This window comes from Oricola sp., from assembly GCF_022763245.1.
Lineage (GTDB): Bacteria > Pseudomonadota > Alphaproteobacteria > Rhizobiales > Rhizobiaceae > Oricola.
In genome coordinates this window covers 90,017-115,589 of record NZ_JALEGV010000014.1, presented here as the reverse complement: position 1 = coordinate 115,589, position 25,573 = coordinate 90,017, and the positions used below count along the sequence as shown (strand labels likewise).

The 25,573-nt window shown below is 65.0% G+C and carries 26 protein-coding genes; 13 read left to right on the top strand and 13 right to left on the bottom strand.

Annotated elements, in window-relative coordinates; genetic code table 11:
• The first annotated feature begins 54 nt into the window (after positions 1-54).
• Both MRY80_RS08325 and MRY80_RS08320 read left to right on the top strand, forming a co-directional pair.
• Positions 55-348, top strand: a complete 294-nt coding sequence (locus tag MRY80_RS08325; protein WP_293289935.1) for a hypothetical protein — start codon at positions 55-57, stop codon at positions 346-348.
• Positions 349-425: 77 nt separating this feature from the next.
• Complete coding sequence (locus MRY80_RS08320; protein ID WP_293289933.1) at positions 426-1,643, top strand: MFS transporter; 1,218 nt, start codon at positions 426-428, stop codon at positions 1,641-1,643.
• Between the two features lie 22 nt (positions 1,644-1,665).
• Here MRY80_RS08320 and hppD read toward each other — a convergent pair whose 3' ends face one another.
• Complete coding sequence (hppD, locus tag MRY80_RS08315; RefSeq protein WP_293289931.1) at positions 1,666-2,778, bottom strand: 4-hydroxyphenylpyruvate dioxygenase; 1,113 nt, start codon at positions 2,776-2,778, stop codon at positions 1,666-1,668.
• Positions 2,779-2,896: 118 nt separating this feature from the next.
• Between hppD and MRY80_RS08310 the strand changes: the two genes are divergently transcribed.
• Both MRY80_RS08310 and MRY80_RS08305 read left to right on the top strand, forming a co-directional pair.
• The gene (locus MRY80_RS08310) at positions 2,897-3,364 is read left to right on the top strand and encodes an Lrp/AsnC family transcriptional regulator (RefSeq protein WP_293289929.1); all 468 of its coding nucleotides are present in this window, start codon (positions 2,897-2,899) and stop codon (positions 3,362-3,364) included.
• Between the two features lie 105 nt (positions 3,365-3,469).
• A complete protein-coding gene (locus MRY80_RS08305; protein WP_293289927.1) occupies positions 3,470-4,276 on the top strand; it encodes an undecaprenyl-diphosphate phosphatase in 807 nt (268 codons plus the stop codon).
• Between the two features lies 1 nt (position 4,277).
• Here the strand turns inward: MRY80_RS08305 and MRY80_RS08300 are convergent, their stop codons facing one another.
• Positions 4,278-5,033: a sulfite exporter TauE/SafE family protein gene (locus tag MRY80_RS08300; RefSeq protein WP_293289925.1), complete on the bottom strand. Its 756-nt coding sequence runs from the start codon at positions 5,031-5,033 to the stop codon at positions 4,278-4,280.
• A 13-nt stretch (positions 5,034-5,046) separates the two neighbouring features.
• On the bottom strand, positions 5,047-6,045 hold the full coding sequence (locus MRY80_RS08295; RefSeq protein WP_293289923.1) for a complex I NDUFA9 subunit family protein: 999 nt from the start codon (positions 6,043-6,045) through the stop codon (positions 5,047-5,049).
• A 177-nt stretch (positions 6,046-6,222) separates the two neighbouring features.
• Between MRY80_RS08295 and MRY80_RS08290 the strand changes: the two genes are divergently transcribed.
• From MRY80_RS08290 to MRY80_RS08255, 8 genes are all read left to right on the top strand, one after another.
• On the top strand, positions 6,223-7,233 hold the full coding sequence (locus tag MRY80_RS08290; protein ID WP_293289921.1) for a 2-dehydropantoate 2-reductase: 1,011 nt from the start codon (positions 6,223-6,225) through the stop codon (positions 7,231-7,233).
• Between the two features lie 245 nt (positions 7,234-7,478).
• Positions 7,479-9,077: an ABC transporter substrate-binding protein gene (locus MRY80_RS08285; RefSeq protein WP_293289919.1), complete on the top strand. Its 1,599-nt coding sequence runs from the start codon at positions 7,479-7,481 to the stop codon at positions 9,075-9,077.
• Between the two features lie 107 nt (positions 9,078-9,184).
• Complete coding sequence (locus tag MRY80_RS08280; protein ID WP_293289917.1) at positions 9,185-10,189, top strand: ABC transporter permease subunit; 1,005 nt, start codon at positions 9,185-9,187, stop codon at positions 10,187-10,189.
• Positions 10,190-10,264: 75 nt separating this feature from the next.
• A complete protein-coding gene (locus MRY80_RS08275; RefSeq protein WP_293290466.1) occupies positions 10,265-11,131 on the top strand; it encodes an ABC transporter permease subunit in 867 nt (288 codons plus the stop codon).
• A 4-nt stretch (positions 11,132-11,135) separates the two neighbouring features.
• Positions 11,136-12,143 (top strand): ABC transporter ATP-binding protein, encoded by a 1,008-nt coding sequence (locus MRY80_RS08270; RefSeq protein ID WP_293289915.1) that lies wholly within the window; start codon positions 11,136-11,138, stop codon positions 12,141-12,143.
• The gene (locus MRY80_RS08265) at positions 12,140-13,147 is read left to right on the top strand and encodes a dipeptide ABC transporter ATP-binding protein (protein WP_293289913.1); all 1,008 of its coding nucleotides are present in this window, start codon (positions 12,140-12,142) and stop codon (positions 13,145-13,147) included. The genes MRY80_RS08270 and MRY80_RS08265 overlap by 4 nt, the downstream gene beginning before the upstream one ends.
• 107 nt (positions 13,148-13,254) lie before the next feature.
• Positions 13,255-13,746, top strand: a complete 492-nt coding sequence (locus MRY80_RS08260) for a cytochrome b/b6 domain-containing protein (protein WP_293289911.1) — start codon at positions 13,255-13,257, stop codon at positions 13,744-13,746.
• A gap of 109 nt (positions 13,747-13,855) precedes the next feature.
• The gene (locus MRY80_RS08255) at positions 13,856-15,229 is read left to right on the top strand and encodes a hypothetical protein (protein ID WP_293289909.1); all 1,374 of its coding nucleotides are present in this window, start codon (positions 13,856-13,858) and stop codon (positions 15,227-15,229) included.
• A 275-nt stretch (positions 15,230-15,504) separates the two neighbouring features.
• Here MRY80_RS08255 and MRY80_RS08250 read toward each other — a convergent pair whose 3' ends face one another.
• The 8 genes from MRY80_RS08250 to MRY80_RS08215 form a co-directional block, all read right to left on the bottom strand.
• On the bottom strand, positions 15,505-16,284 hold the full coding sequence (locus MRY80_RS08250; protein WP_293289907.1) for a succinate dehydrogenase iron-sulfur subunit: 780 nt from the start codon (positions 16,282-16,284) through the stop codon (positions 15,505-15,507).
• Positions 16,285-16,299: 15 nt separating this feature from the next.
• Complete coding sequence (locus tag MRY80_RS08245; protein ID WP_293289905.1) at positions 16,300-16,617, bottom strand: hypothetical protein; 318 nt, start codon at positions 16,615-16,617, stop codon at positions 16,300-16,302.
• A gap of 32 nt (positions 16,618-16,649) precedes the next feature.
• The gene (locus MRY80_RS08240) at positions 16,650-17,087 is read right to left on the bottom strand and encodes a DUF3052 domain-containing protein (protein ID WP_293289903.1); all 438 of its coding nucleotides are present in this window, start codon (positions 17,085-17,087) and stop codon (positions 16,650-16,652) included.
• A 2-nt stretch (positions 17,088-17,089) separates the two neighbouring features.
• Positions 17,090-18,934, bottom strand: coding sequence for a succinate dehydrogenase flavoprotein subunit (sdhA, locus tag MRY80_RS08235; protein WP_293289901.1), 1,845 nt, complete (start codon positions 18,932-18,934; stop codon positions 17,090-17,092).
• Between the two features lie 46 nt (positions 18,935-18,980).
• On the bottom strand, positions 18,981-19,361 hold the full coding sequence (gene sdhD, locus MRY80_RS08230; RefSeq protein WP_293289899.1) for a succinate dehydrogenase, hydrophobic membrane anchor protein: 381 nt from the start codon (positions 19,359-19,361) through the stop codon (positions 18,981-18,983).
• A gap of 14 nt (positions 19,362-19,375) precedes the next feature.
• The gene (sdhC, locus tag MRY80_RS08225) at positions 19,376-19,777 is read right to left on the bottom strand and encodes a succinate dehydrogenase, cytochrome b556 subunit (protein ID WP_293289897.1); all 402 of its coding nucleotides are present in this window, start codon (positions 19,775-19,777) and stop codon (positions 19,376-19,378) included.
• Positions 19,778-20,007: 230 nt separating this feature from the next.
• On the bottom strand, positions 20,008-20,325 hold the full coding sequence (locus tag MRY80_RS08220; protein WP_293289895.1) for a hypothetical protein: 318 nt from the start codon (positions 20,323-20,325) through the stop codon (positions 20,008-20,010).
• Between the two features lie 39 nt (positions 20,326-20,364).
• Complete coding sequence (locus tag MRY80_RS08215; protein WP_293289893.1) at positions 20,365-21,549, bottom strand: GGDEF domain-containing protein; 1,185 nt, start codon at positions 21,547-21,549, stop codon at positions 20,365-20,367.
• A 179-nt stretch (positions 21,550-21,728) separates the two neighbouring features.
• On the opposite strand from MRY80_RS08215, the gene MRY80_RS08210 reads away from it, so the two are divergent.
• Complete coding sequence (locus tag MRY80_RS08210) at positions 21,729-22,676, top strand: AEC family transporter (protein ID WP_293289891.1); 948 nt, start codon at positions 21,729-21,731, stop codon at positions 22,674-22,676.
• A 22-nt stretch (positions 22,677-22,698) separates the two neighbouring features.
• On the opposite strand, the gene MRY80_RS08205 is transcribed toward MRY80_RS08210, so the two are convergent.
• Together MRY80_RS08205 and leuC are read right to left on the bottom strand one after the other, a co-directional pair.
• Entirely contained in the window at positions 22,699-23,883 is a 1,185-nt protein-coding gene (locus MRY80_RS08205; RefSeq protein ID WP_293289889.1) for a GGDEF domain-containing protein, read from the bottom strand.
• Positions 23,884-24,036: 153 nt separating this feature from the next.
• Positions 24,037-25,443 (bottom strand): 3-isopropylmalate dehydratase large subunit, encoded by a 1,407-nt coding sequence (leuC, locus tag MRY80_RS08200; RefSeq protein WP_293289887.1) that lies wholly within the window; start codon positions 25,441-25,443, stop codon positions 24,037-24,039.
• Between the last annotated feature and the right edge of the window lie 130 nt (positions 25,444-25,573).

Genomic DNA, 25,573 nt, shown 5'->3' with positions numbered 1-25,573 from the left:
GCCATTCTCACGTGACGGCAACTATACCGGAAAGCGAACTGGAGGCGTTTCGGCATGATTTATGGAACCGATACGACGATGTTCCTGTTCCTCCTCTTCATCGGGGTGGCGGGCGCCTATTTCGTCGGCGTCGCAATGGACGGCGTGCTGCGCGAAGACGGTTTCGGCGTCCTGTTGAACGCGGTGATCCTGATCGCGGGCGGCTTTCTCGGGCTGTATGTCTCGGAGTCGCTTCGCCTGCCGTTTGGGGACGGCACATCGCAGGCTGTCCTGATCGTCAGCGGCGCATTTCTGAGCCTCGCCTTTCTGGCCGCGCTCAAAGCGGTGGGAAGCCGGATGGGCTTCTGAAGGCCCGCCCCGACGCACCTGTCCGAGCCCCCGAAAAGCCATTAGACAAATGCACCGCGCGGCAATAGCGTCGCGCCATGCAATCAACGCCCGCCCCCGACAGCGCCTATGCCTGGAAGCGCCTGGCACTCACCTTGCTGATCGCCACGATCGGCAATGTCGGCATGTGGTCGATCGTCGTCGTCATGCCCGACGTCCAGGCCGAATTCGACATCGCGCGCGCCGCCGCCTCGGTCCCCTACACCGTGACCATGATCGGCTTCGCCATCGGCAATCTCGTTCTCGGGCGCGTGGTCGACCGCTACGGCATCACCATCGCGCTGACCGGCTCGGCACTGACGCTGGGCGCGGGCTACGGCCTCGCCGCGATCAGCCCCTCCGTTCACCTCCTGTCGGCGGCGCAGCTTCTGATCGGCCTTGGCACGGCGGCCGGGTTCGGCCCGCTCATTGCCGACATCTCGCACTGGTTCCACCGTCGGCGCGGTATTGCCGTCGCCATCGCGGCGAGCGGCAACTACCTGTCCGGCGTCGTCTGGCCGGTTCTCCTGAACTCGCTGCAGCACGACGCCGGCTGGCGCGCGTCCTACTCCGTTCTTGCGATCGTCATCGTGGCGAGCATCATTCCGCTGTCGCTTTTGCTGCGCCGCCGGCCGCCGGTCGCCGCGATCCATGGAGCGACGGGTGATAGCGTGGTCGAGGAAATGCCGGCCACAGGCTTTTCACCGAGGACGCTGCAATGGATGCTCGGCCTCGCCGGCGTCGGCTGCTGCGTGGCCATGTCGATGCCGCAGGTGCATCTGGTGTCGCTCTGCGTCGATCTCGGCTACGGCCCGGTCGCGGGCGCGGAAATGCTGTCCCTGATGCTGATGGGGGGCGTGGTGTCGCGGCTCGTCTCGGGCCTGATCGCCGACAAGCTCGGCGGCGTGCGCACATTGCTGATCGGCTCGACCCTGCAATGCATCGCGCTCTTCCTCTACCTGCCCTATGACGGGCTGGTCTCGCTCTACATGGTCAGCCTTGTCTTCGGCCTGTCGCAGGGCGGCATCGTGCCGAGCTATGCGCTCATCGTGCGCGAATACCTGCCAGCGAAGGAAGCCGGCGCCCGCGTCGGCTTCGTCATCATGGCGACCATCGCCGGTATGGCGCTCGGCGGCTGGATGTCCGGCTGGATCTACGACCTCACCGGCTCCTACGAGATGGCCTTCCTGAACGGCATCGCCTGGAACATCCTGAACATCGCGATCATCGCCACGATCTTCCTGCGCTCCCGCCACAACCGGATGATTGCGGCCTGACGACCGGATCGGCGGCGTGCGCCTATTCGGCGGCCTCGACCGCCAGTTCGCCCGATTCGATCTGCTCGCGCTCGATCGATTCGAACAGGGCGCGGAAGTTGCCCTCGCCGAACCCGTTGTCGCCCTTGCGCTGGATGAACTCGAAGAAGATCGGCCCGATGACGGTCTTGGAGAAGATCTGCAGCAGGATCTTCGTCTCCCCGCCGCCGACGACGCCTTCGCCGTCGATCAGGATGCCGTAGGTCTTCATGCGATCGACCGGCTCGTCATGGCCGTGCACGCGGTCGAAGCTCATCGCGTAATAGGCGTCCGGCGGTCCGGGCATGAATTGCAGGCCGTTGGCGGCGAGCGCGTCGGTAGCGTCGTAGATCTGTTCCGTGCCAACCGCGATGTGCTGGATGCCCTCGCCCTTGTATTTCTTCAGATAGCTCTCGATCTGCGACTTGTCGTCGGTCGATTCGTTCAGCGGAATGCGGATCTTGCCGCAAGGCGAGGTGATCGCGCGGCTGACCAGCCCCGTCAGCTTGCCCTCGATGTCGAAGAAGTGGATCTGGGTGAAGCCGAACAGCTCGCGATAGAAGTCCCACCACGTGTCCATGTTGCCGCGATAGACGTTGTGGGTCAGGTGATCGAGGTAATAGAAGCCGACGCCCTCGGGCTTCGGATCGCGCTCGCCCAGCCACTCGAACGCCGCATCATAGGCCGAGCCCTTCTCGCCATAGGCGTCGATGAAATAGAGGAGCGAACCGCCGATGCCGACGATGGCCGGCGCGTCCAGCGTCTTGTCCTCGCCTTGATAGGGCGTCGCGCCCTTGGCGACGGCGTGATCGAAGGCGTGCTGCGCATCGACCACGCGCCACGCCATCGACGGCGCGCAAGGGCCGTGCTCCCCGACGAAGCGCATCGCATGCGAGCCCGGCTCGGCATTGACGATGTAGTTGATGTCGCCCTGGCGCCAGACGGTGATCTTCTTCGTCTTGTGACGCGCTACCGGCACATAGCCCATGCGCGCAAACAGCGTTTCCAGTTCGCTCGGGTCCGGATGGGCGAACTCGACGAATTCGAACCCGTCCGTGCCGGCCGGATTGTCGGCCGAAATCTCGGCTTGCGGTGCGTGATGCGGAAACGGTCCCATGGCTGCTCTCCATCGCTTGCTTGCGACAGAATAGCGCGGACAGGCCGCAAGGTGTTTGCATTTTGATGCACGTTGGATCACGATCATGCAAACATCGTGCATCCATGGAGGATTTCTCGTGTCGGAGATTGGGCTGGATACGACGGATCGCAAAATCCTTGCGCTTCTGCAGGCGGACGCGCGGCTGACCAACAACGACATCGCCGAGCGCATCCACCTGTCGCCCTCGCAATGCTCGCGTCGCCGATCGCGGCTGGAACGCGACGGGCTGATCGCCGGCTACCATGCGCGCGTCGACGGCGAGAAGGCGGGCTTCGGCCTGGTGAATTTCATTTCGGTGACGCTGGCGACCCACAATCGCAACAATTCGGCGCGATTCGCGGATCTGATGGCGCGCTTGCCCGAGGTGCAGGAAGCCCACTCCCTGACCGGCGAGATGGACTACATCCTGAAGGTCGTCACACGCGACCTGCGCGGTCTCTCGGACTTCGTCAACGAGACGCTGCTGCCGCACGAGGCGGTGCAGAACGTGAAGACGTCGATCGTGCTGCAGACCCTAAAGGATACAAGCGCACTTCCTCTGTAGAACATGGTCGACTTTCGCGCTGGCCAGCCCTTTCGGTTTTCGTGTATCTGCGGGCCACGCTGACCCTGAGGCCGCCACGGCGCGGCGTTGAACCGGATTTCTGACATGGCTGACCAGACGATCGTCGAAGCGCTCCTCCTTGGCATTCTGGAGGGGCTCACGGAATTCGTTCCCGTCTCTTCCACCGCGCATCTTCTCCTGGCCGGCCATTTCCTCGGCTTCGAATCAACCGGCAAGACCTTCGAGGTGCTGATCCAGCTCGGCGCGATCATGGCCATCCTGACGGTGTATTTCACCCGGCTGTGGCAACTGGCGGTCAACCTGCCGAAGGACCGCAAGACACAGCATTTCGTCGGCGGCATCCTGCTGGCCTTCCTGCCCGCCGCGGTCATCGGCGCGCTGGCGCATGACTTCATCAAGACGGTGCTGTTCGAGACGCCGCTCCTGATCTGCATCGTGCTGATCGTCGGCGGGGTGATCCTCCTGTGGATCGACCGGCTGCCGCTGAAGCCGCGCTACACCGACGTGACGGAATATCCGCTCGGCCTCTGCCTCAAGATCGGCCTCTGCCAGTGCCTAGCGATGGTGCCCGGCACGTCCCGGTCCGGCGCGACGATCGCCGGAGCGCTCCTGATGGGCACGGACAAGCGCTCGGCCGCCGAGTTCTCCTTCTTCCTCGCCATGCCGACGATGACCGGCGCCTTCGTGCTCGACCTCTACAAGAACCGCGACGTGCTGACACTCGACGACGCGATGATCATCGGAGCGGGCTTCGTCACCGCCTTCATCGCGGGCGCCTTCGTGGTGAAATATCTGCTCGACTATGTGTCGAAACACGGCTTTTCGCTGTTTGCCTGGTGGCGCATCGCCGTCGGCACGGCGGGCCTCATCGGGCTCTGGCTGGTCGGCTGACCTACATCCAGGCCCGGCGCGCCATTTCAAGCGCCAGAAGCGTGATGCCGACCTTCAGCGTGATGCGAAACCGCGCCTCGCCGGTGCGATCCAGCACCACCGCGCCCGCCCGCGTGCCGAGATAGCCGCTCGCGATCATGGCGGCGGCCAGGGGCAGCCAGGGCGCCAGCGCGAAGCCGAGGGCGCCGAAGGCCACCACCTTCAGAAGATGCTGCGCTGTCATCGCCAGCGCGAAATTGGCGACCATGTTGTGCCGGTCGTCGAAGGCGCGGCTGGTGAAGGCCGCCACAAGCGGCCCGGTCGCTCCGAGGAAGATGGAGGCCGCCGTCGTCACGAAACCGCCGATCGCGAACACATAGGGCGACGACGCGTTGACGAAGGCGGGCAGCTTGATCCAGGTCAGGATGATGACGAAGGCGGCGAGCGCGGTCTTCAAGACGAGATCAGGCAGATCGACAACGACGACCCCGCCCAGCATCGCCCCGAAAATGGCGCCGATGACGAACGGCGCCATCGCGCGCAGCAGGACGTGCCGGCGCAGGTGCCAGGCCCGTCCGAAATTGGAGCCGAACTGAACCAGTCCGTGGACCGGTATGAGCGCGGCGGCGGGCATGAAGAACCCCATCACCACCAGCATCACCAGCCCCCCGCCGAGACCGACGGCAGCCGTCAGGGCTGAGGTGAAGAAGCTGAGCGCGACAAATCCGAAGGCGACCGACGCCGGGATGGTGTCGGGAAGCAGAAAGGTGACGTCCAAAGGAAAGCTGCCCTTAGGCGGTGCCGCCATTCTCGGTGGGAGAGGCCGGATTGCGGTACTGGCCGGTCTCGCGGTAGCGCCACAGATAGCTGGGCAGGATCGCCTCCAGCGCAGCCGGGCGAATACCGATGCCGCTCAGGGTACGCCCGTCCAGTTCGGCCGTATCGGAGACGACATTGTCGCTCTTCAGGAGCGTGACCTGATCGACAGTCAGAAGCGGCTTCGGCAGAAGGCCGAGAATACGGCCCTGAATGCGCGCCGCCCACCACGGAACGGTCACGATGAAGCGCTTGCGCTCGGTCACCCGCAGGACCTCGTCCATGCATTCGCGGAACGTCAGAACCTCGGGCCCGCCGATCTCGTAAACCTTGCCGCCCGCGATCTCGCCGTCGATCGCACGGGCGAAGGCCTCCGCGACGTCGCCCACGTAGACCGGCTGGAACTTCGTCTCGCCACCGCCGATCAACGGCATGAAGGGCGAGAAGCGCGCCAGATCGGCAAACTTGTTGAAGAAACCGTCTTCCGGCCCGAAAATGATCGACGGCCGCATGATGATCGCCTGGTCGCCAAGCGCGGACAGAACCGCGTCCTCGCCGCGTCCCTTGGAGCGGGCATAGTCGGCCTCGGCCTTCGGATCGGCGCCAAGCGCGGACATGTGCACCAGCGGCAGGCCGGCCTCGGCGCAGACTTCAGCGACGGCGCGCGCACCGAATTCCTGCACGGCCGGGAATGACTGGCGACCGCTCTCGAACAGGATGCCGACGAGGTTGATGACGGCATCGGCGCCCTCGACGGCACGCTCGATCGACCAGCGATGGCGCAGATTGGCCTGCACTGCCGTGATCTGGCCGACATCGCCGATCGGCTGCAAATGAAAGGCAAGATCGGGGCGTCGGACGGCGACGCGCACCCGGTAGCCGCGGCGCGCCAAGGCGCGGACGACATGGCGACCGACAAAGCCCGAGCCGCCAAAGACCGTTACCACTTTGGGAAGATTGGTTTTCTCGGTCATGGATTTCTCCGGAATTCGCCGTCTCTCGCAATGTCGATCCACTACCGGTTTTGGCCGCCGAGGTGAAGGGGAAAATTGACCGCACAGCGTCGAGACCTGCGGCAATCTTCCGGGACTTGACGAAAACCGCCCCGGCGTCACCCTTGGCGTCGAAACGGCATGGAGGAGGCGAGGCCCGTGCGGATCGGAATTTTCGGCGCCGGCTCGGTCGGTTGCTATGTCGGCGGCATGCTGGCGGCGGCCGGCCTGCACGTCATTTTCGTCGGCCGCGAGACCATGGCCGAGCGGCTCTCCGGCGGCATCGTGTTGACGCGGTTCGACGGCCTCGAACAGCGCGCGGCGCCGGAGGATGTCAGTTTCTCCACAGATCCGTCGGCCCTGCGTGACTGCGACGTCATCCTCGTCTGCGTGAAGAGCGACGCGACTGAGACCGCCGCACGCGCGCTCGCCAAAGCCGCCAGGCCCGACGCCCTGGTGGTGAGCCTGCAAAACGGCGTCTCCAACGCCGCCCGGCTGCGAGACGCGCTTGCACCGCGCAGCGTCCTTGCCGGCATGGTCGGCTTCAATGTCGCGCAGATCGGATCCAGCCGCTTTCACTGCGGCACCGAGGGCGAGATCGTCATCGAGGCGGATCCCAGCGCCGGTTCGCTTGTCCGTCACTTGAACGATGCAGGTGTCATTACGGAAGAATCGGCCGAGATCGACGCGGTGCAATGGGGCAAGCTGATCCTCAACCTCAACAACGCGGTCAACGCTCTCTCGGAGCTTCCGTTGAAGCAACAATTGGCCAGACGAGCCTATCGCCAGGTGCTTGCGGCCTCCATCCGCGAGGCCCTCCTCGTGCTGCGAGAGGCCGGCATCCGGCCGGCGAAAGTCGGCAAGGTCGGCCCCGCCCTGCTCCCGGCCGTTCTCAACCTGCCGGACTGGCTGTTCCTGCGGCTCGCCGGCTCGATGCTGAAGCTCGACGACGATGCGACATCGTCTATGGCCGAAGACCTGGCGCGCGGGCGGCAGCCCGAAATCCATTGGCTGAACGGCGAAATCGTCGCGCTCGGGCGCAAGACCGGCACCGCGACACCGGTCAATGAAAGGATCGTCGCGCTGGTGGAGAGCGTCTTCGCAGGCGATATGCCGGGCGGCCTGACGGGGGAGGATTTGAGGCGCGCCGCCCTCCATCCAGCGGAGTGAGACAGCAAAACCCTGCCGGCCTCGACATTACGCCTCACCGCCTCGGCTTCTCAACCGGTGAGACTGTGGACGCGCGGATTGCAGCTTTTATCAAATGGACAAAGAATCTGATCGGGACATATTGCCAAGACCGATCTTTCGGGTTTTGCTTTGCGCTTCCGCATTCCGCAGGAATGCCGTTTTGCGGTTTCGTCCTTGGCGCGACGGACCGCTTAAACGTTAAAGCGTCAAACACGGGAGCAACCATGAAACTTCGCACCATCACCAAGCTGTTCGCTGCGACGATCCTCGCATCGGGCCTGGCGACCGCCGCCAGCGCGAAAACGCTGGTCTATTGCTCGGAGGGGTCTCCGGAAGGCTTCGACACCGCGCTCTACACGGCCGGCACGACCTTCGACGCCTCCTCCAAGCCGGTCTATAGCGGCCTCGTCCAGTTCGAGCCGGGCACGACCAATGTCGTTCCGGACCTCGCCGAGAGCTGGGAAGTCTCCGACGACGGGCTGGAGTTCACCTTCAAGCTGCGTCCGGGCGTCAAGTTCCACACGACCGACTTCTTCACCCCGACCCGCGACCTGAACGCCGACGACATCATCTTCACCTTCGAGCGGCAGATGGACGAGGCGAGCCCGTACTTCTCCTATGTCGAAGGCGCGAGCTGGGAATATTTCAACGCCATGTCGATGCCGGACCTGATCTCGTCGATCGAGAAGGTTGACGACATGACCGTCAAGTTCGTGCTGACGCGTCCGGAAGCGCCGTTCGTCGCGAACCTGGCCATGGACTTCGCCTCCGTCGTCTCCAAGGAATATGCCGACAAGCTCATCGAGTCCGACACGAAGTCCGACCTCAACCAGAAGCCCGTCGGTACCGGGCCGTTCCAGTTCGTCGCCTATCAGCCGGACGCCGTGATCCGCTACAAGGCCTTCCCGGACTACTATGCCGGCAAGCAGCCGATCGACGATCTCGTCTTCGCCATCACCACCGACAACGCCGTGCGCCAGCAAAAGCTCCTCGCCGGCGAATGCCATGTGATGCCCTATCCGAACCCGGCCGATGTCCAGTCGCTCAAGGACAATTCGGACATCACCGTGATGGAGCAGGAAGGCCTGAACGTCGGCTATCTCGCCTACAACACCAAGGTCGCGCCGTTCGACAACGCCAAGGTCCGCAAGGCCCTGAACATGGCGATCAACAAGCAGGCGATCCTCGACACGGTGTTCCAGGGCGCCGGCCAGGCGGCCAAGAACCCGATCCCGCCAACGATGTGGTCCTACAACGACTCCATCGAGGACGACCCGTATGATCCGGATGCGGCGAAGGCGATGCTCGAGGAAGCAGGCGTCACCGACCTGTCGATGAAGGTCTGGGCGATGCCGGTGCAGCGTCCTTACAACCCGAATGCGCGCCGCATGGCCGAAGTCATCCAGGAGGATTTCTCCAAGATCGGCGTGACGGTCGAGATCGTCTCCTATGAGTGGGGCGAGTATCTCGAGCGCTCCAAGGCGGAAGACCGCGACGGTGCCGTGCTGCTCGGCTGGACCGGCGACAATGGCGATCCGGACAACTTCCTCGCCGTGCTGCTCGGCTGTGACGCCGTCGGCGGCGCCAACCGCGCCCAGTGGTGCAACGAGGAATTCAACGACCTCATCATGAAGGCGAAGAGCGGTTCGCAGGACGAGCGCGCCAAGCTCTACGAGGAAGCCCAGGTCGTGTTCAAACGCGAAGCGCCGTGGGCCACCATCGCCCATTCGGTCGTCCACATGCCGATGCGCTCCAGCGTCACCGGCTACAAGATGGACCCGCTTGGCGGCCATAATTTCGAAGGCGTCGATATCGCCGAGTAAGTCGAAACCGCGATGCCCGGAGCCACGCTCCGGGCATCGTTTCCTTCGCCCTTGAGGCGAAACTGGCCGGTTGATCGGCCCAACAAAATCAGGCAGAGCCCGCCGCCATGCTTCGATTTTTCCTCTACCGGCTCGCGCTGATCATCCCGACATTCGTTGGCGTCTCGATCGTCGCCTTCGCTTTCATCCGCCTTTTGCCCGGAGACCCGATCCTGCTGCTCGCCGGCGAACGGGGCATGACACCTGAGCGCTACGAGCAGGTGCGTGCGCTCTACGGCTTCGACCAGCCGATCGTCGTGCAGTATTTCGATTATGTGCTGGGCGTCTTGCAGGGCGACCTCGGCACCTCGCTGGTCACCAAGCGCCCGGTCCTGCAGGAGTTCTTCGCGCTGTTTCCCGCGACGCTCGAACTGTCGTTCTGCGCCATCATCCTCGCGGTCGCGATCGGCATTCCCGCCGGCGTGTTGGCCGCGGTCAAGCGCGGCTCGTGGTTCGACCAGTCGATCATGGGCGTGGCCCTGACCGGCTATTCCATGCCCATCTTCTGGTGGGGCCTGCTGCTGATCATCTTCTTCTCCGGCTATCTCGGCTGGACGCCGGTCTCGGGGCGCATCTCGCTGCTCTATTATTTCGAGCCGGTGACCGGCTTCATGCTGATCGACAGCCTGCTCTCCGGCCAGAAAGGCGCCTTTTCCTCCGCCGTAAGCCATCTCGTCCTGCCGACCATCGTGCTGGCGACGATCCCGCTGGCGGTGATCGCCCGGCAGACACGCTCGGCCATGCTGGAAGTGCTCGGCGAGGACTATGTGCGCACGGCAAAGTCGAAGGGCCTCGCGCCCAAGCGCATCATCGGCCTGCACGCGCTCCGCAACGCGCTCATTCCGGTCGTGACCACGATCGGCCTGCAGGTCGGCGTGCTGATGACGGGCGCGATCCTGACCGAGACGATCTTTTCCTGGCCGGGAATCGGCAAGTGGATGATCGATTCCGTCGGCAAGCGCGACTACGCGGTCGTGCAGGGCGGGCTGCTGTTGATCGCAAGCGTCATCATGATCGTCAATCTGGCCGTCGACGTGCTCTACGGCTTCATCAATCCGCGCATCAGGAGGTAGTCTCCCGTGACCCATACCGAAGCGCAACAGGCGGACAGCGCCGCCCCGACATCCGCTCCGGTCAGCGCCGGCGCGATGCGCAGGGCAATGCTGTCGGAATTCTGGTATTATTTCAGCCAGAACAAGGGGGCCGTGATCGGCCTCGTCGTCTTCTCAGTCGTCGTCTTCCTCGCGGTCTTCGCGCCGCTGATCGCGCCCCACAGCCCGAGCCTGCAGAACCGCGAGGCGCTGTTGTGGCCGCCGGCATGGATGGAAGGCGGCACCTGGGCCTATCCGCTCGGCACGGACGCGCTCGGGCGGGACATCTTTTCGCGCCTGATCTTCGGCGCGCGCTTCTCGCTCTTCATCGGCGTCGTGGTCGTCACGCTTTCCGTGTCAGTGGGCGTCATCGTCGGACTGATCGCCGGTTTCTTCCGCGGCTGGATCGACACCGCCATCATGCGCGTGATGGACGTGATCCTCGCCTTTCCGTCACTGTTGCTGGCACTCGTTCTGGTGGCGATCCTCGGCCCGGGCCTGACCAATGCGATGATCGCCATCGCGCTGATCCTGCAGCCGCATTTCGTGCGGCTGACCCGCGCCTCCGTGCTTGCGGAACGCGAGCGCGAATACGTCATCTCGGCGCGTGTCGCAGGCGCAGGCAAGCTGCGGCTGATGTTCGTGACCATCCTGCCGAACTGCCTCGCGCCGCTGATCGTCCAGGCGACGCTCGCCTTCTCCAACGCCATCCTCGACGCCGCCGCACTCGGCTTTCTCGGCATGGGCGCGCAACCGCCGACGCCGGAATGGGGCACGATGCTCGCCGAAGCGCGCGAGTTCATCCTGCGCGCCTGGTGGGTGGTCACTTTGCCCGGCCTCGCGATCCTCGTCACCGTGCTCGCCATCAACCTGATGGGCGACGGCCTGCGGGACGCGCTGGACCCGAAACTGAAGCAGAGCTGACACAATGGCGCTTCTCGAGATTGAAAACCTGACGGTCAGCTTCAAGACCTCCACCGGCCCGTTCAAGGCGGTCGACGGCGTTTCGCTGTCCTGCGACCGCGGCGAGATCCTGTCGATCGTCGGCGAGAGCGGCTCCGGCAAGTCTGTCGCCATGCTGGCGCTGATGGGGCTCCTGCCCTGGACGGCGACGGTGACGGCCGACACGATGCGCTTCGACGGGCGCGACATGCTCGCGCTTTCGGCGAGAGACCGCCGCGGCATCATCGGCAAGGAGATCGCCATGATCTTCCAGGAGCCGATGTCGAGCCTCAACCCGTGCTTCACCGTCGGGTTCCAGATCGGCGAGAGCCTGCGCATCCATCTGGGCCTCGACCGCAAGGCGCGGCGCAAGCGCGCGATCGAACTCCTGAACCTCGTCGGCATTCCCGCGCCGGAAAAGCGGCTCGGCCAGTTCCCGCACCAACTGTCCGGCGGCATGAGCCAGCGCGTCATGATCGCCATGGCGCTTGCCTGCGACCCGAAACTGCTGATCGCCGACGAGCCGACCACCGCCCTCGACGTGACCATCCAGGCGCAGATCCTCGACCTGCTGGTCGACCTGCAGGAAAGCCATGGCATGGGGCTGATCCTGATCACCCACGACATGGGCGTCGTTGCCGAGACGGCGGAGCGGGTGCAGGTGCAATATGCCGGCCAGAAGGTGGAGGAACAGGAAGTAAAGGCGCTGTTCCGCGATCCGCATCATCCCTATACGCAAGCGCTGCTCTCGGCCCTGCCGGAACGCGCGACACGCCGCGGCAGACTACCGTCGATCCCCGGCGTCGTGCCGGGACAAGGCGACCGGCCGAGCGGATGCCTGTTCTCGCCGCGCTGCCAATACGCCACCGAGCGCTGCGCCCGCGAGGCGGTGCGCCAGGGCCCGGACCATGGCTTCGCGCTCTGCAACTACCCGCTGGTGGACGGCGTCCCGAGCGGCCATCCCGCAAGGACCGGCGCGGAGGCGGACCGATGAACGACACCGTGCTCGACCACCGCACCGAGGCCGGCGACATCGTCGTCGAGGCTCGCAATCTCACCCGCTACTACGATGTCGGCGGCAGCCCGTTCAGCGAGAAGGGCGTCGTCAAGGCGCTCGACGGCGTGTCGTTCAAGCTTGCCGCGGGCCAGACGCTCGCGGTGGTCGGCGAATCGGGATGCGGAAAGTCGACGCTCGCCCGCCTCGTGACCATGATCGAGCCGCCGACCTCCGGCGAATTGCTGATCGACGGCCAACCCGTGACGCAGTTCACGGCGGAACTGCGTCGCAAGATGCAGATCGTCTTCCAGAACCCCTATGGCTCGCTCAATCCGCGCCAGAAGATCGGCGCCATCCTGGAGGAGCCGCTGGTCATCAACACGAAGGACAATGCGACCACCCGGCGCGCCAAGGCCATCGCCATGATGGAGCGCGTGGGACTGCGCGCCGAGCATTACGAGCGCTATCCGCACATGTTCTCCGGCGGACAGCGCCAGCGCATCGCGATCGCCCGTGCCCTGATGCTGAATCCGAAGATCCTCGTCCTCGACGAGCCGGTCTCGGCGCTGGACGTGTCCATCCAGGCGCAGGTGCTCAACATCCTGATGGATCTGCAGGCCGAACTCGGGCTCGCTTATCTGTTCATCAGCCACGACCTGTCCGTGGTGAAGCACCTCGCCGACGACATCATGGTCATGTATCTCGGCAAACCGGTTGAGACCGGGCCGTCGGAAGACGTCTTCGCCCATCCGCACCACCCCTACACTGCCGCACTCCTGTCGGCGACGCCGGTGGCCGACCCGTTCCACGAAAAGCACCGCATCCGGCTGGAAGGCGAACTGCCCTCGCCGCTGGATCCGCCGAAGGGCTGCGCCTTCAACCCGCGCTGCTGGCGCGCCACGCAGGAATGCCGCGACCGACAGCCGGCGCTGACCGAAGCGGGGTCGCAGACCCATGCATGCTTCCACCCCCTGCCGGCGGAGAGCCCGGCCACATCGTGAGGCCGCGACGCAGCGTCGCAACAATATAGCATGCAATGCAGTCTATGATCGGTTAGTGTCGCCTGACAGGGATCCGGCGACGGATCCGTTTGCGCATGGAGGGTTTCATGGCCGCACCGACCGGTTTTTCCGCTACCCAGATCCGGCTGCACTGGATCGTCTTCATCCTGATCGTCCTGCAATATGTCCTGCACGAGCCGATTTCGGATGCCTGGCACGCCTATGAGCGCGGCGAGGAGATCGCCTTCAACCCGGTGGTGGCAAGCCACGTCGCCGGCGGCATCCTCGTGCTGCTCTTCGCGCTCTGGCGCATCGCTCTCAGGGTCAAGCGCGGCGCGCCGGCCGCACCGGAACAGGAGCCGCCGATCCTCAAGCTCGCCGCCTCCGTCACGCACATCGCGCTCTACGCGCTGATGATCCTGATGCCGTTGTCCGGCATGGCCGCCTGGTTCGGCGGTGTGGAAGCGGCCGCCGAGGGCCACGAAGTCATGCGGGTGATCCTGCTGGCACTGGTGGCGCTTCATGTGCTGGGCGCGCTTTACCACCAGTTCATCCTCAAGACCGACGTGCTGATCCGGATGCGCAAGCCGGCCGCCTGACCCGCCATGCGCGAATAGTTGGCATTGCCGCGCCATCTTACGTTGCGTAATGTTGATCCATTGCGCGATGTGACCGAGTGGCGCCGCACACGGAGCGAGGGAGGCAGCCGTGGCCAACGAACTGGATTTCATTCGCCGGAACTACGTGTTCCTCGATGACAACATCCCGACCGTCGATATCGACGACCCTCCGCCGGAACAGACCAATGTCGGCGAGACATGGGACCCGCAACCCGCCGGCGAGGCGACCTGGGGCAGACCGCCGCCCCATGCCCCGCCCGGCTCGGATTCCGGCAACCCCACCGACGTGCCGGAAGACCGCTACGACCCGAACTCCACGATCGAACTGATCAAGCGCCCGCTGATCTTCGTTCCCGGCATCATGGGCTCGACCCTGTCGCATGCCGACATCCGCACGGTCGGCAACACCAAGCGCATCTACACCGGCGGCGAACTGTGGCCGCCGGCGCATCACGGCCTCAACAGCGGCGACACGATGCAGCACGCGATCAAGCATATCGGCGTGCCTCAGAAAGTGCCGACAGGCCTGATCCCGAATGTCTACACGAAGCTGATCGACTTCCTCGTCGACGAGATGGGCTACAAGCTCGACGAGACGCTGTTCATCTTCCCCTATGACTGGACCAAGTCGAACAATGATTCCGGCCGCAAATTCGCTGGCTACGTCAACCACGTGATCGCCAAGTCGCCGCAATGGCAGCAGCTCGGTGTCGATGTGATCTGCCACTCGATGGGCGGCCTGGTCACACGGGCGGCGGCGGGCCTCTACAAGGCGCCGATCCACCGCACCGTCTATCTGGCCTCGCCGCATTACGGCGCCAGCCTCGCCTATTTCTGGCTGCACCCGGAAATCGCGCTGAAATATGTCGATAGCAAATTCTTCTCCTTTGCAGCCGAGATCATCCTGTCCCTGTTCAGCCCGCTCAAGGGCGACGAGGCCTCGGTCAGCAAGGCCGTGAAAGCGCTGATCGGCGACCTGCCCTCCGTCTACGAGCTGATGCCCGACGCCTACTGGTTCCATGCCCAGCACTTGAACCGCTACGTGGTGGAGGATCGAACGCTGAACGGCTCCGGCGTTCTGCAGAGCTGGAGCCTGACCTATCTGAAGAACCAGGACCTGCGCGACGTCGCCAAGTTCCCCACGCCTCAGGCAAGGCTCCTGGCGAAGAAGGCGATGCTGTTCAAGCAGGCTCTCGGACCGCAATTGCCGGGCAACATCAACCTCGTTCTCTATTCCGCCGATCACGCGACCGACGAGAAGATCAAGGTCGAGGATTACGAATCCGGCGACATCCTGACCAATGACTGGAACGATCCGCAGTCCACGGCCGGCGACGGCACGGTGCCAAAGCTGAGCGCCACCGGCCCCGGCTTCGCCGTCCGGGTGCCCGGCACCCACAACGGCCTGCCCAACGCCCGCGCCACCCATTACTGGATCCGCCGCTTCCTCGGATCGACCTGACGGCGGGTCCGCGCGGGCCTGCCGCAAAGCCTGCCGTGGTTGTGACATCCTCCGGCGACCACGGCGCAGGCAGCCGCAGGCCCGCGCCGACGCGGCGGGCGATCTCGCAATGGCGATGGCGTTTGCAGTTTGAGCGTCGCTTCGCGACGACGCCCACCCTTCATCCATCCCCACAAGCGGAGGGACGAAGGGGCCAGAAGGAGCCGAGTGCCTCGACATCGCGAGCTCAAAGCGCCGCGAAAACCGTCTTCAGCCCAACGGGACGGCAGCGGGCGTCACACCCGCCGTTCGACCATCATCTTCTTGATTTCGGCGATGGCCTTCGCCGGGTTCAGGCCCTTCGGGCAGGCCTGGGTGCAGTTCATGATCGTGTGGCAGCGATACAGCCGGAACGGGTCTTCGAGATTGTCGAGACGCTCGCCGGTCGCCTCGTCACGGCTGTCGATCAGCCAGCGATAGGCCTGCAGCAGCGCGGCGGGGCCGAGATAGCGGTCGCCGTTCCACCAGTAGGACGGGCACGAGGTCGAGCAGCAGGCGCACAGGATGCACTCGTAGAGCCCGTCGAGCTTCGCACGGTCCTCATGCGTCTGGCGCCATTCCTTTTCCGGCGCCGGCGTCTTCGTCTCCAGCCAGGGCTGGATCGAGGCGTGCTGGGCGTAGAACTGGGTCAGGTCCGGCACCAGGTCCTTGACGACCGGCATGTGCGGCAGCGGATAGACCTTGATCGAGCCGTCGATCTCGTCGGAACCCTTGGTGCAGGCCAAGGTGTTGGTGCCGTCGATGTTCATCGCGCAGGAGCCGCAAATGCCTTCGCGGCAGGAACGGCGCAGCGTCAGCGTCGGGTCGATCTTGTTCTTGATGTACAAGAGCCCGTCGAGCACCATCGGTCCGCAATCGTCCATGTCGACGTAATAGGTGTCGATGGACGGGTTCTTCCCGTCATCCGGGCTCCAGCGATAGATCTTGTACTCGCGCAGATTGGTCGCGCCTTCCGGCTTCGGCCAGACCTTGCCCTGCGAGATCTTCGAGTTCTTGGGAAGTGCGAGTTCAACCATGGTGCGTCGTTTCCACTACTGGTTCTGGCATTGCTGCGGAGTCACGGTCATGAAATTCGCGATCTCCATCATTTCAGCGCCGGTGAGCGCCATCTGGGCCTGCATCATGACAGGCTGGTTCTTGCTGATTGCGGCGACGAAGAATTCGAGCTGCTTGTCGCTCAATTCGGAGTGAACCTTGTCGAGCACGCAGGCGCATCCGGCGTCCGACAGTTGGAGCTCGGCCTTGCAGGAAGCCAGGATCACCTCGTCATTGGCAGAAGCCGCGCCGGTGGCCAGCGCCACCGCGCACACGGTCGTTGCACCTGCGAGTTTCGCGAACAGATTGGCCATGGCATTTTCCTCCCGATATCCCGTGGTCCACATCAATGCGTTCTCAGTTCCTTGCGGACGACAAGCTTCAGCCCGCTCCAGATCTCGGTGACGGCGCAGACTTTCACATCGACCAGCCCCGTCGGCAAAAGCGTCTCCCGGACGGTGTCCTCGGTGATGTCGGTCTCAACCTTCGACGACTTCTTCGGCCACGACACCCAGACCATGCCGTCCGGCATGATCCAGTCGCGCAGGCGTGCGGCATTGCCTTCCAGGTCGGATTTCTCCGTCGTGAAGGCATGCACGAAATCGTAATGCCCCTTGCCGGGGAGCGCGTTCCACGACGTCTTCTCGCAGGACGCGAAATCGCGCGCGCCGGCCAGATCGGCGACGTCCTCGGGCAGGTTGACGAACAGCTCGGCGTGGCCGTCCTTCATGCCGAGCTTGTCGGCAACGGGCTTGCCCGAATATCCGGCCGCCGCCAGCGCCATGGTCAGTACACCCGCGCCTTCGGCGCGATCTTGGCGAGCTCGATGCCGTCGGCGATCAGGTCGGTGTGCACCGGGCGATAGTCGAGCGTCACCTTGCCCGCGTCATCGACCCAGGCCAGCGTGTGCTTGCGCCAGTTGTCGTCGTCGCGGCCGGCGAACTTGCCTTCGGCATAGTCTTCGCGGGCATGCGAACCGCGGCTCTCCTTGCGGGCTTCCGCGCCGTAGACCGTGGTGATGGCGCAAGCCATCAGGTTTTCCAGTTCCAGCGTTTCCACCAGGTCGGAGTTCCAGATCATCGAGCGGTCGGTGACCTTGAGGTCCGGCAGTTCGCTCCAGATGGCCGAGATGCGCTGGCAGCCCTGCTCCAGCGATTCCTGCGTGCGGAAGACGGCGGCGTCTTCCTGCATGGCGCGCTGCATCTTCTCGCGCAGGTCGGCCGTGGGCGTGGAACCGCTGGCGTGGCGCAGCCGGTCAAAACGATCCATGATCTTGTCGCAGGCCGCCTCGTTGACGTCGGGGATCGAGGATTCGCGGTCGATCACCTCGCCGGCGCGAATGGCAGCCGCCCGGCCGAAGACCACGAGGTCGATCAGCGAGTTGGAGCCGAGCCGGTTGGCGCCGTGGACGGAGGCGCAGCCCGCCTCGCCGACCGCCATCAGGCCAGGCGCCACCGCGTCGGGCCCGCCATTGGCCGGGTTCAGCACCTCGCCCCAGTAATTGGTCGGAATGCCGCCCATGTTGTAATGGACCGTCGGCAGAACCGGGATCGGCTCCTTCGTCACATCGACGCCGGCGAAGATCTTCGCCGATTCCGAGATGCCGGGCAGGCGCTCGGCGAGCACAGCCGGATCCAGATGGTCGAGATGCAGGAAGATGTGGTCGGCGTTCTTGCCGACGCCGCGCCCTTCCCGGATCTCCATCGTCATGCAGCGCGAGACGACGTCGCGCGAGGCGAGATCCTTGGCCGACGGCGCGTAGCGCTCCATGAAGCGCTCGCCTTCCGAATTGACGAGATAGCCGCCCTCGCCGCGCGCGCCCTCGGTGATCAGGCAGCCCGCGCCGTAGATGCCGGTCGGATGGAACTGAACGAACTCCATGTCCTGCAGCGGCAGGCCCGCGCGGGCGATCATGCCGTTGCCGTCGCCGGTGCAGGTATGCGCGCTGGTCGCGGAGAAATAGGCACGGCCGTAGCCGCCGGTCGCCAGCACCACCATCTTCGCGGAGAAGCGGTGGATGGTGCCGTCGTCGAGGTTCCAGGCGACGACGCCGGTGCAGCGGCCGTCATCGTCCATGATCAGGTCGAGCGCGAAATACTCGATGAAGAACTGAGCGTTGTTGCGCACCGACTGGCCGTAGAGCGTGTGCAGGATGGCGTGGCCGGTACGGTCGGCGGCGGCGCAGGTGCGCTGCACGGGCGGGCCGTCGCCGAAATTCTGCATGTGGCCGCCGAAAGGCCGCTGGTAGATCTTGCCGTCTTCGGTGCGGCTGAAGGGCACGCCGTAATGCTCAAGCTCATAGACCGCCTTGGGCGCTTCCATGGCGAGATACTGCATGGCGTCAACGTCGCCGAGCCAGTCCGAGCCCTTCACAGTGTCGTACATGTGCCACTGCCAGCAGTCCGGCGTCATGTTGGTCAGCGAGGCAGCGATGCCGCCCTGCGCGGCGACCGTGTGCGAACGCGTCGGAAACACCTTGGTGATGCAGGCCGTGCGCAGGCCCTGTTCGGCCATGCCAAGCGTGGCGCGCAGACCGGCGCCACCGGCGCCAACGACGACGACGTCGAATTTGTGGTCCTCGTAGCGATAGGCTCTGCCCGCCGTCGCCGGGTTGGAAGCGTTTGTGTTCATGCGTGTCGTTCCCTGGAGCCGCTGTTCCGGGTTCGCCGCGGCCGTGTCAGCCGGCGAAACCCAGTTTCAGGATTGCGAAGACGCAGAGCGCGCCAATCACGAAGGTGAAGAAGACGTTGAGCATCAGCGCCACGAGCTTCGCGCTTTCGCCATGCACATAGTCCTCGATGACCACCTGCATGCCGAGCTTCGCGTGGTAGAGCCCGCTGACGACGACCAGCAGCAGGATGGCCGCCACGAAGGGATGGCCGAGCGTCGCGAGAACCGTCTCGTAGGGCTGGCCGATGCAGGAGGCCACGATCCACACGAAGGCGATCATCAGCGGCACGTTGGCCACCGCGGTCAGGCGCTGGCGCCAGAAATGCTCCGTGCCGTCCTTGGCCGAGCCGAGGCCCTGGGCGCGCTTGTAAGGTGTCAGGATGGACATGCCGTTTCTCCCCCTCAATAGGCCAGCGCGGCGACGATCCAGATCAGGAGCGTCAGCGCCACAGAGGCGATGATCGTCGCATAGGCAAGTTTCGTCGAGGTGCGCTTCTCGAACAGGTAGCCGAGATCCCAGGCGAAGTGGCGAAGGCCGCCGAGCATGTGATGGATCAAGGCCCAGGTGAAGCCGAACAGCACGAGGATGCCGAACCACGAGCCGAGCACGGCGTTGACGAAGTCGAAATAGTCCGGCCCGCTCGCCGCGGCGATCAGCCACCAAGCGACCAGCAGCGTGCCGGCATAAAGCGCGACACCCGTGATGCGATGCACGATCGACATCATCATGGTCGGAATGGGCTTGTAGATCTGCAGATGCGGCGAAAGCGGACGCTCGGTTTTCGCAGGACTGGAAGCGCTCACGACAGGCTGCTCCTCGTTTTCAAAATAGGGCCGGCGCACATTGCGGTGCACCCGTTCATAGGGCGGCTTTCACGCCGCGTCAAAGGACCGCACGGCGACCGACGTCATCCCTTAGTGGGATTCTGCTGCAATGCAACACCACGCCGGGCTTTCAATCGATTGGAACCGCGAGCGGTATCGAAAAAAGCCCAAGCCGCTGGTTTCGCGGCCCTTTCGGCGGGATCCGGCGCCTATCGGCGGCATTCCACCGGCTTCTGGCCGGACACGAACCAGGTCGCCCGCACGTCCTCCAGGATCAGCGCGTAGATGCCCTCGGCGTAGCGCGTCGTCTGGGCGGGCGGACTGGCTGGCATCTCGGCGTTGAAGCCGCGGCTGTCGGACGCCGTGACCGAGCCGGCGGAGCGCTCCAGCGTGAGCTTCACGCCGTCGGTGCAGCGATACTGCATCGGGCCGCCCGCGGGAGCGGACAGGCCATCGAGCATCATCGACTGGCAGCCGGCGGGAACGGACGCCAGGGCGACAAGAATCAGAATGCGGGGAAATCTCATGGCGACGTGATAGGCCGCCGCGAAGATGCGGGCAAGCCGTCAGGCGACGGCCTCCTGCCGGGTGTCGAGCTGCGTCTCCGCCCCGTGCAGGCAGACGCGGTTGCGGCCCGTGCGCTTGGCCCGGTAGAGCGCATGGTCGGCGCCCTGGACCGCGTCGGAAATCCGCCGCCCGCGCGTCCAGACCGCGACGCCGAAGCTCGCCGTGACGTTCTCGCCGCCGAGGCTGTCATGCCGCAGGGCTTCCAGCGCCGAGCGCACCGATTCCGCGTAGAGCCGGGCGATGCCCTTGTCGGCCATGGGCATGACGATCATGAATTCCTCGCCGCCCCAGCGCACCACGAAATCCTCCTCGCGCGCCAGGCAGGCCAGCATGCGGGCGAAATGCATGATCACGTCGTCGCCTGCCTCGTGGCCGTGCCGGTCGTTGATCGCCTTGAACCGGTCGATGTCGGCCAGGACCACGGCATGGCCCAGCCCGCCTTCTGCGATCCGGTCCGCCAATGCGGGCATCTGGCGCTCGAAACCGCGGCGATTGAGTAGGCCCGTCAGCGGATCGGTCTCGCTGGTCAGCGTCAGACGCTTCACGATCTCCATGCCGAAGATCATGAACAGATTGGCCGCGACCACCAGCGCCAGCACGGAAACGACGAACTGCATGGACATCGCCGAGAACGACTCGGCGTAGTTGAACTGGGTCAACACGCCGCCCTCGAACCACAGCATCAAAACCGTGCGCGTGATCAGCTGCGCGCCGTTGAGCGCGACCAGGGTCTGCAGGATACGATCGACAGGGCGGCGCATGAGGTGGCGCATGTCGTAGGCGGCGTAGATGAACATCGACGCGATGCCGACATCCATGACCACGATGCGGCCGGCGATCTCGTCCTGAACGAAGCGGAACACGGTCAGGCCGATGAGCATGGCGATGCAGGTACCGACGATGAGGCGCAGCGGCGCGCGGCCGCGATAGAAGGTGAAGAGCGCCACGCAGAACAGCGCCGATCCGGCCGTGTAGAGCGTGTTGATCAGGTAGATCTCGACGATCTGCGGCTGCAGGCCGCGCAGGTAGTCGGCGATGAGCGCGCAGGCGATGAAGAAATAGGAGGCGGAGAAGATCCGCGCAGCCGCGATCTCGCGCGCGTAGTGGGAAACCACCAGGAAACCGCACGCGAAAACCAGGAAGATCACCGGGCTGATCAGCTGGAAGTAGGACTGTATCTGCACGCTTCCGTTCCACCGCCCGCCGGGGAATACCGGCAATGTCGGCGCGGACCATACACCCGCCTGTTTGATGGGGAGTTAATGATGCGGCTTCGATTTCGCCGCGGCGGATAAAGTGACGATGCCGCCGCGAGCCGAACCGCCACTTCCCAATCGCGCCCTTTCCGGTCTAAACCGGACGCATGCTGGCCATTCTCGTGACCGTCGCCCCGGTCTTCCTCCTCATCGCCGTCGGCTGGACCACCGTCAAGATCGGCTACCTCCCCGGCGGCCTTGCCGACGCGCTCAACGGCTTCGCCGTCAAGATCGCCGTTCCGGTGCTGCTGTTCAGGGCGCTGGAGCGCCTCGACCTGTCGACCGCCTTCTCGCCGCCGCTGCTCCTCAGCTTCTACACCGGCGCGTTTTCATGCTTTGTCATCGGCATCATCCTGGCCCGCCGGCTGTTCGCCCGCCAGCCGGGAGAGGCCGTCGCGGTCGGCTTTGCCGCCACCTTCTCCAATTCGGTGCTGCTCGGCCTCGCCATCGTCGAACGCTCGCATGGCACGGGGCCGCTGACCCCGTCCTTCGGCATCATCGCGCTGCACGCGCCGATGATCTACGCCGTCGGCATGGTGACGATGGAACTGATGCGCCGCAACGGGCGCTCGCTGACCGAGACCCTGTCGGTCGCCGGCCGCGCGATCATCGTCAACCCGATCATGCTCGGCATCCTGTGCGGCGCCATCGTCAACGTCACCGGGCACTGGCTGCCCGCTCCGGTGATGGCCGCCGTGGACATGATCGCGCAGGCCGCCATTCCGGTCGCGCTGGTCGGGATCGGCGCGGCGATGACGCGCTACCAGCTGCGCGCCGACCTGCCGGAGGCCGGCATGGTGGCGGCCCTGTCGCTGATCGTCCATCCCGCGATCGCCTTCGTGCTGACGCACTACGTCTTCGCCCTGCCGCCCGACATGGTGCGCGCCGCCGTGACGCTGGCCGCCATGCCGCCGGGCATGAACATCTATCTCTTCGCGGTGATGTATGACCGCGCCGTCAACCTGGCCGCCTCGGCGTTCCTGTTGGCGACGACATTCTCGGTGCTGACAGTGACGGTGTGGATCTACATTCTCCACCACGCCTTGCCCGGATGAGACGGGCGGCGCGCGCCGCCGGTCAGGCGACTTCGGCGCGAACCGGCTTGGCGGGAGGGTCCGGCCGGTCCACGCAGACCCGGTTGCGGCCTTCGCGCTTGGCCTGGTAGAGCGCCGCGTCGACCGCGCGGCCGACACCGGCCACATCCTGTCCGGATCGCCAGCCGGCAACCCCGAAACTGGCCGTCACCGAACCGCCGTCGAGGCAGTCGTGGCGGATCGCCTCCCAGCGCACCCGCACCCCTTCGGCGAACAGCCGCGCGGAGGCGGTCTCGCTGTTGGCGACGACGACGAGGAACTCCTCGCCGCCCCATCGAACGACGACGTCCTCGGCACGCGCGGAATCGCGCAACAGTTTCGCAAAGGCCATGATCACGACGTCGCCGGCCTCGTGGCCATAGGTGTCGTTGACGGATTTGAACTGGTCGAGATCGGCCATGACGACGGCATGGCGGCGTTCGGTCGCCGTGCGGTCGCCGACCAGGGTCGCGATCCGGGCCTCGAAGCCGCGCCGATTGAGGGCGCCGGTCAGCGGGTCGGTGTAGCTCTTCTCCGTCATCCGGCCGACGATCTTCGTGCCGAACATGACGAAGAGGACGACGGCGATGGCAAGCGAGGCGACCGCGAGGAAGAGCTGCAGCGTCACCGAGGCCAGCGAACCGGCATAATCGGCTTCCGTCATCGTCACGCCGACATACCAGAACACCACGGCGGTCCGCACGACCAGGAGAACCGCGCTGGTCGCGACGACGCACTGGAGAGCCCGGTGCATGCCGCTGCGCATGTGCCGGCGCAACACGAAAAGCGAATGCAGATAGAGCGTGGCGATGCCGACATTGATCGCCCATGCGCTCGGAACCACGTTCTCGATGCCAAGCCGCAGAACGGTGTAGGCGACGAGCACCACCGCCCCCGCCGCCGACAGCGGCTTCCAGGGAACCCGGTTGGTGTAGAGCTGGTAGAGCCCGGCGCAGAAGAAGACCGACGCGACCACGTAGAGGCTGGTCAGAAGCGCCGACGCGACCACCGGCGCCATCATCGCCTGCAGGAAGTCGGCCACCATGGCGCAGGCCGCGAGGAAGTAGGAGGCCGAGAAGAAGCGCAGCGACCGGATGTCACGCGCATAATGCCACAGCACGAGGAACCCACCCGCGAAGGTGAGCGAAATCAGCGGATTCAGGAGCTGGAAATAAGACTGTTCGAACATCCATCCAACCGGTTGGCGGCCGGCGCCGCCCCATCGGATGACCAGATTAGGGCCTTGCGCTTGCCATTGCGTTAACCGGCCGACCGCCATGGCCTGGAGCCGGCAAGAAAACGGCGCCCGCAGGCGCCGTTCCGGATTGGTTGACGGATGCGATCAGAGATCGCGCACGTCGACGAAATGGCCGGCGATCGCCGCCGCCGCCGCCATGGCCGGCGAAACCAGATGCGTGCGGCCCTTGAAGCCCTGGCGGCCCTCGAAATTGCGGTTCGAGGTGGACGCGCAACGCTCGCCAGGCTTCAGCCGGTCGTCATTCATGGCAAGGCACATGGAGCAGCCCGGCTCGCGCCACTCGAAACCGGCGGCCAGGAAGATCTTGTCGAGACCCTCGGCTTCCGCCTGTTCCTTCACCAGGCCGGAGCCCGGCACGATCATCGCGTTGACCGTGGAAGCGACCGTCTTGCCCTCGACGACCTTCGCCACTTCGCGCAGATCCTCGATGCGGCCGTTCGTGCAGGAGCCGATGAAGACGCGGTCGATGGCGATGTCGGTCATCTTCGTGCCCGGCTCGAGGCCCATATATTCCAGCGCCCGCCATTTCGAGGCGCGCTTGTTGGCGTCGGCGATGTCGTCCGGGTTGGGCACCACGCCCTCGATCGAGACGACGTCTTCCGGCGAGGAGCCCCAGGTGACGATCGGCGGCAGGTCGGCCGCGTCGAGCTTGACGACCTTGTCGTAATGCGCGCCCTCGTCGGTCTTCAGCGTCTTCCAGTACTCCAGCGCCATGTCCCAGGCCTGGCCCTTCGGCGCGCGCGGCTTGTCCTTGATGTAGGCGAAGGTCGTCTCGTCCGGCGCGATCAGGCCGGCGCGGGCGCCGCCCTCGATGGTCATGTTGCAGACGGTCATGCGGCCTTCCATCGACAGGGCGCGGATCGCCTCGCCGGCGAACTCGATCACGTAGCCGGTGCCGCCGGCCGTGCCGATCTCGCCGATGATCGCCAGCACGATGTCCTTGGCGGTGACGCCGTCGGGAAGCTGGCCGTCCACCTGGACGAGCATGTTCTTGGCCTTCTTCTGGATCAGCGTCTGGGTGGCGAGCACATGCTCGACCTCCGACGTGCCGATGCCGTGCGCCAGCGCGCCGAAGGCGCCATGGGTGGAGGTGTGGCTGTCGCCGCAGACGATCGTCATGCCCGGCAGGGTGAAGCCCTGTTCCGGCCCGACGATGTGGACGATGCCCTGCCGCTTGTCGTTCTCCGAATAATATTCGATGTCGAAATCGGCGGCGTTCTTGGCCAGCGCCTCGACCTGGATGCGGCTTTCCTCGTTCTTGATGCCCTGGTGACGGTCGGGCGTGGTCGGCACGTTGTGGTCGACGACGGCGAGCGTCTTGGACGGCGCGTGGACGGGCCGATGCGCCATGCGCAGCCCCTCGAAGGCCTGCGGGCTGGTCACTTCGTGAACCAGGTGGCGGTCGATATAGAGCAGCGACGTGCCGTTCTCGTCGGTGTCGATCAGGTGATCGTCCCAGATCTTGTCATAGAGTGTGCGCGGTGCGGTCATGTGATTGATATCCATTCAGGGCTGCGAAAAATGTCGAAAAACCGGCGTCACGCCGGGAGCGGAAACCGCTCAGCTAAGTCGCGCGAGCTGGTTCAGCGCCACGTGCGCGAAGAAGCGCGACGGCAGGCGC

Coding starts and splice junctions, on each gene's coding strand:
- MRY80_RS08260 (WP_293289911.1), top strand. CDS start 13,255: ATGGCCGCACCGACCGGTTTTTCCGCTACCCAGATCCGGCTGCACTGG.
- MRY80_RS08295 (WP_293289923.1), bottom strand. CDS start 6,045: ATGACCGAGAAAACCAATCTTCCCAAAGTGGTAACGGTCTTTGGCGGC.
- MRY80_RS08205 (WP_293289889.1), bottom strand. CDS start 23,883: ATGTTCGAACAGTCTTATTTCCAGCTCCTGAATCCGCTGATTTCGCTC.
- MRY80_RS08240 (WP_293289903.1), bottom strand. CDS start 17,087: ATGGCGCTGGCGGCGGCCGGATATTCGGGCAAGCCCGTTGCCGACAAG.
- MRY80_RS08210 (WP_293289891.1), top strand. CDS start 21,729: ATGCTGGCCATTCTCGTGACCGTCGCCCCGGTCTTCCTCCTCATCGCC.
- sdhA (WP_293289901.1), bottom strand. CDS start 18,934: ATGAACACAAACGCTTCCAACCCGGCGACGGCGGGCAGAGCCTATCGC.
- MRY80_RS08280 (WP_293289917.1), top strand. CDS start 9,185: ATGCTTCGATTTTTCCTCTACCGGCTCGCGCTGATCATCCCGACATTC.
- MRY80_RS08220 (WP_293289895.1), bottom strand. CDS start 20,325: ATGAGATTTCCCCGCATTCTGATTCTTGTCGCCCTGGCGTCCGTTCCC.
- MRY80_RS08245 (WP_293289905.1), bottom strand. CDS start 16,617: ATGGCCAATCTGTTCGCGAAACTCGCAGGTGCAACGACCGTGTGCGCG.
- MRY80_RS08305 (WP_293289927.1), top strand. CDS start 3,470: ATGGCTGACCAGACGATCGTCGAAGCGCTCCTCCTTGGCATTCTGGAG.
- MRY80_RS08265 (WP_293289913.1), top strand. CDS start 12,140: ATGAACGACACCGTGCTCGACCACCGCACCGAGGCCGGCGACATCGTC.
- MRY80_RS08250 (WP_293289907.1), bottom strand. CDS start 16,284: ATGGTTGAACTCGCACTTCCCAAGAACTCGAAGATCTCGCAGGGCAAG.
- MRY80_RS08325 (WP_293289935.1), top strand. CDS start 55: ATGATTTATGGAACCGATACGACGATGTTCCTGTTCCTCCTCTTCATC.
- MRY80_RS08270 (WP_293289915.1), top strand. CDS start 11,136: ATGGCGCTTCTCGAGATTGAAAACCTGACGGTCAGCTTCAAGACCTCC.
- MRY80_RS08285 (WP_293289919.1), top strand. CDS start 7,479: ATGAAACTTCGCACCATCACCAAGCTGTTCGCTGCGACGATCCTCGCA.
- MRY80_RS08275 (WP_293290466.1), top strand. CDS start 10,265: ATGCGCAGGGCAATGCTGTCGGAATTCTGGTATTATTTCAGCCAGAAC.
- leuC (WP_293289887.1), bottom strand. CDS start 25,443: ATGACCGCACCGCGCACACTCTATGACAAGATCTGGGACGATCACCTG.
- sdhD (WP_293289899.1), bottom strand. CDS start 19,361: ATGTCCATCCTGACACCTTACAAGCGCGCCCAGGGCCTCGGCTCGGCC.
- hppD (WP_293289931.1), bottom strand. CDS start 2,778: ATGGGACCGTTTCCGCATCACGCACCGCAAGCCGAGATTTCGGCCGAC.
- MRY80_RS08320 (WP_293289933.1), top strand. CDS start 426: ATGCAATCAACGCCCGCCCCCGACAGCGCCTATGCCTGGAAGCGCCTG.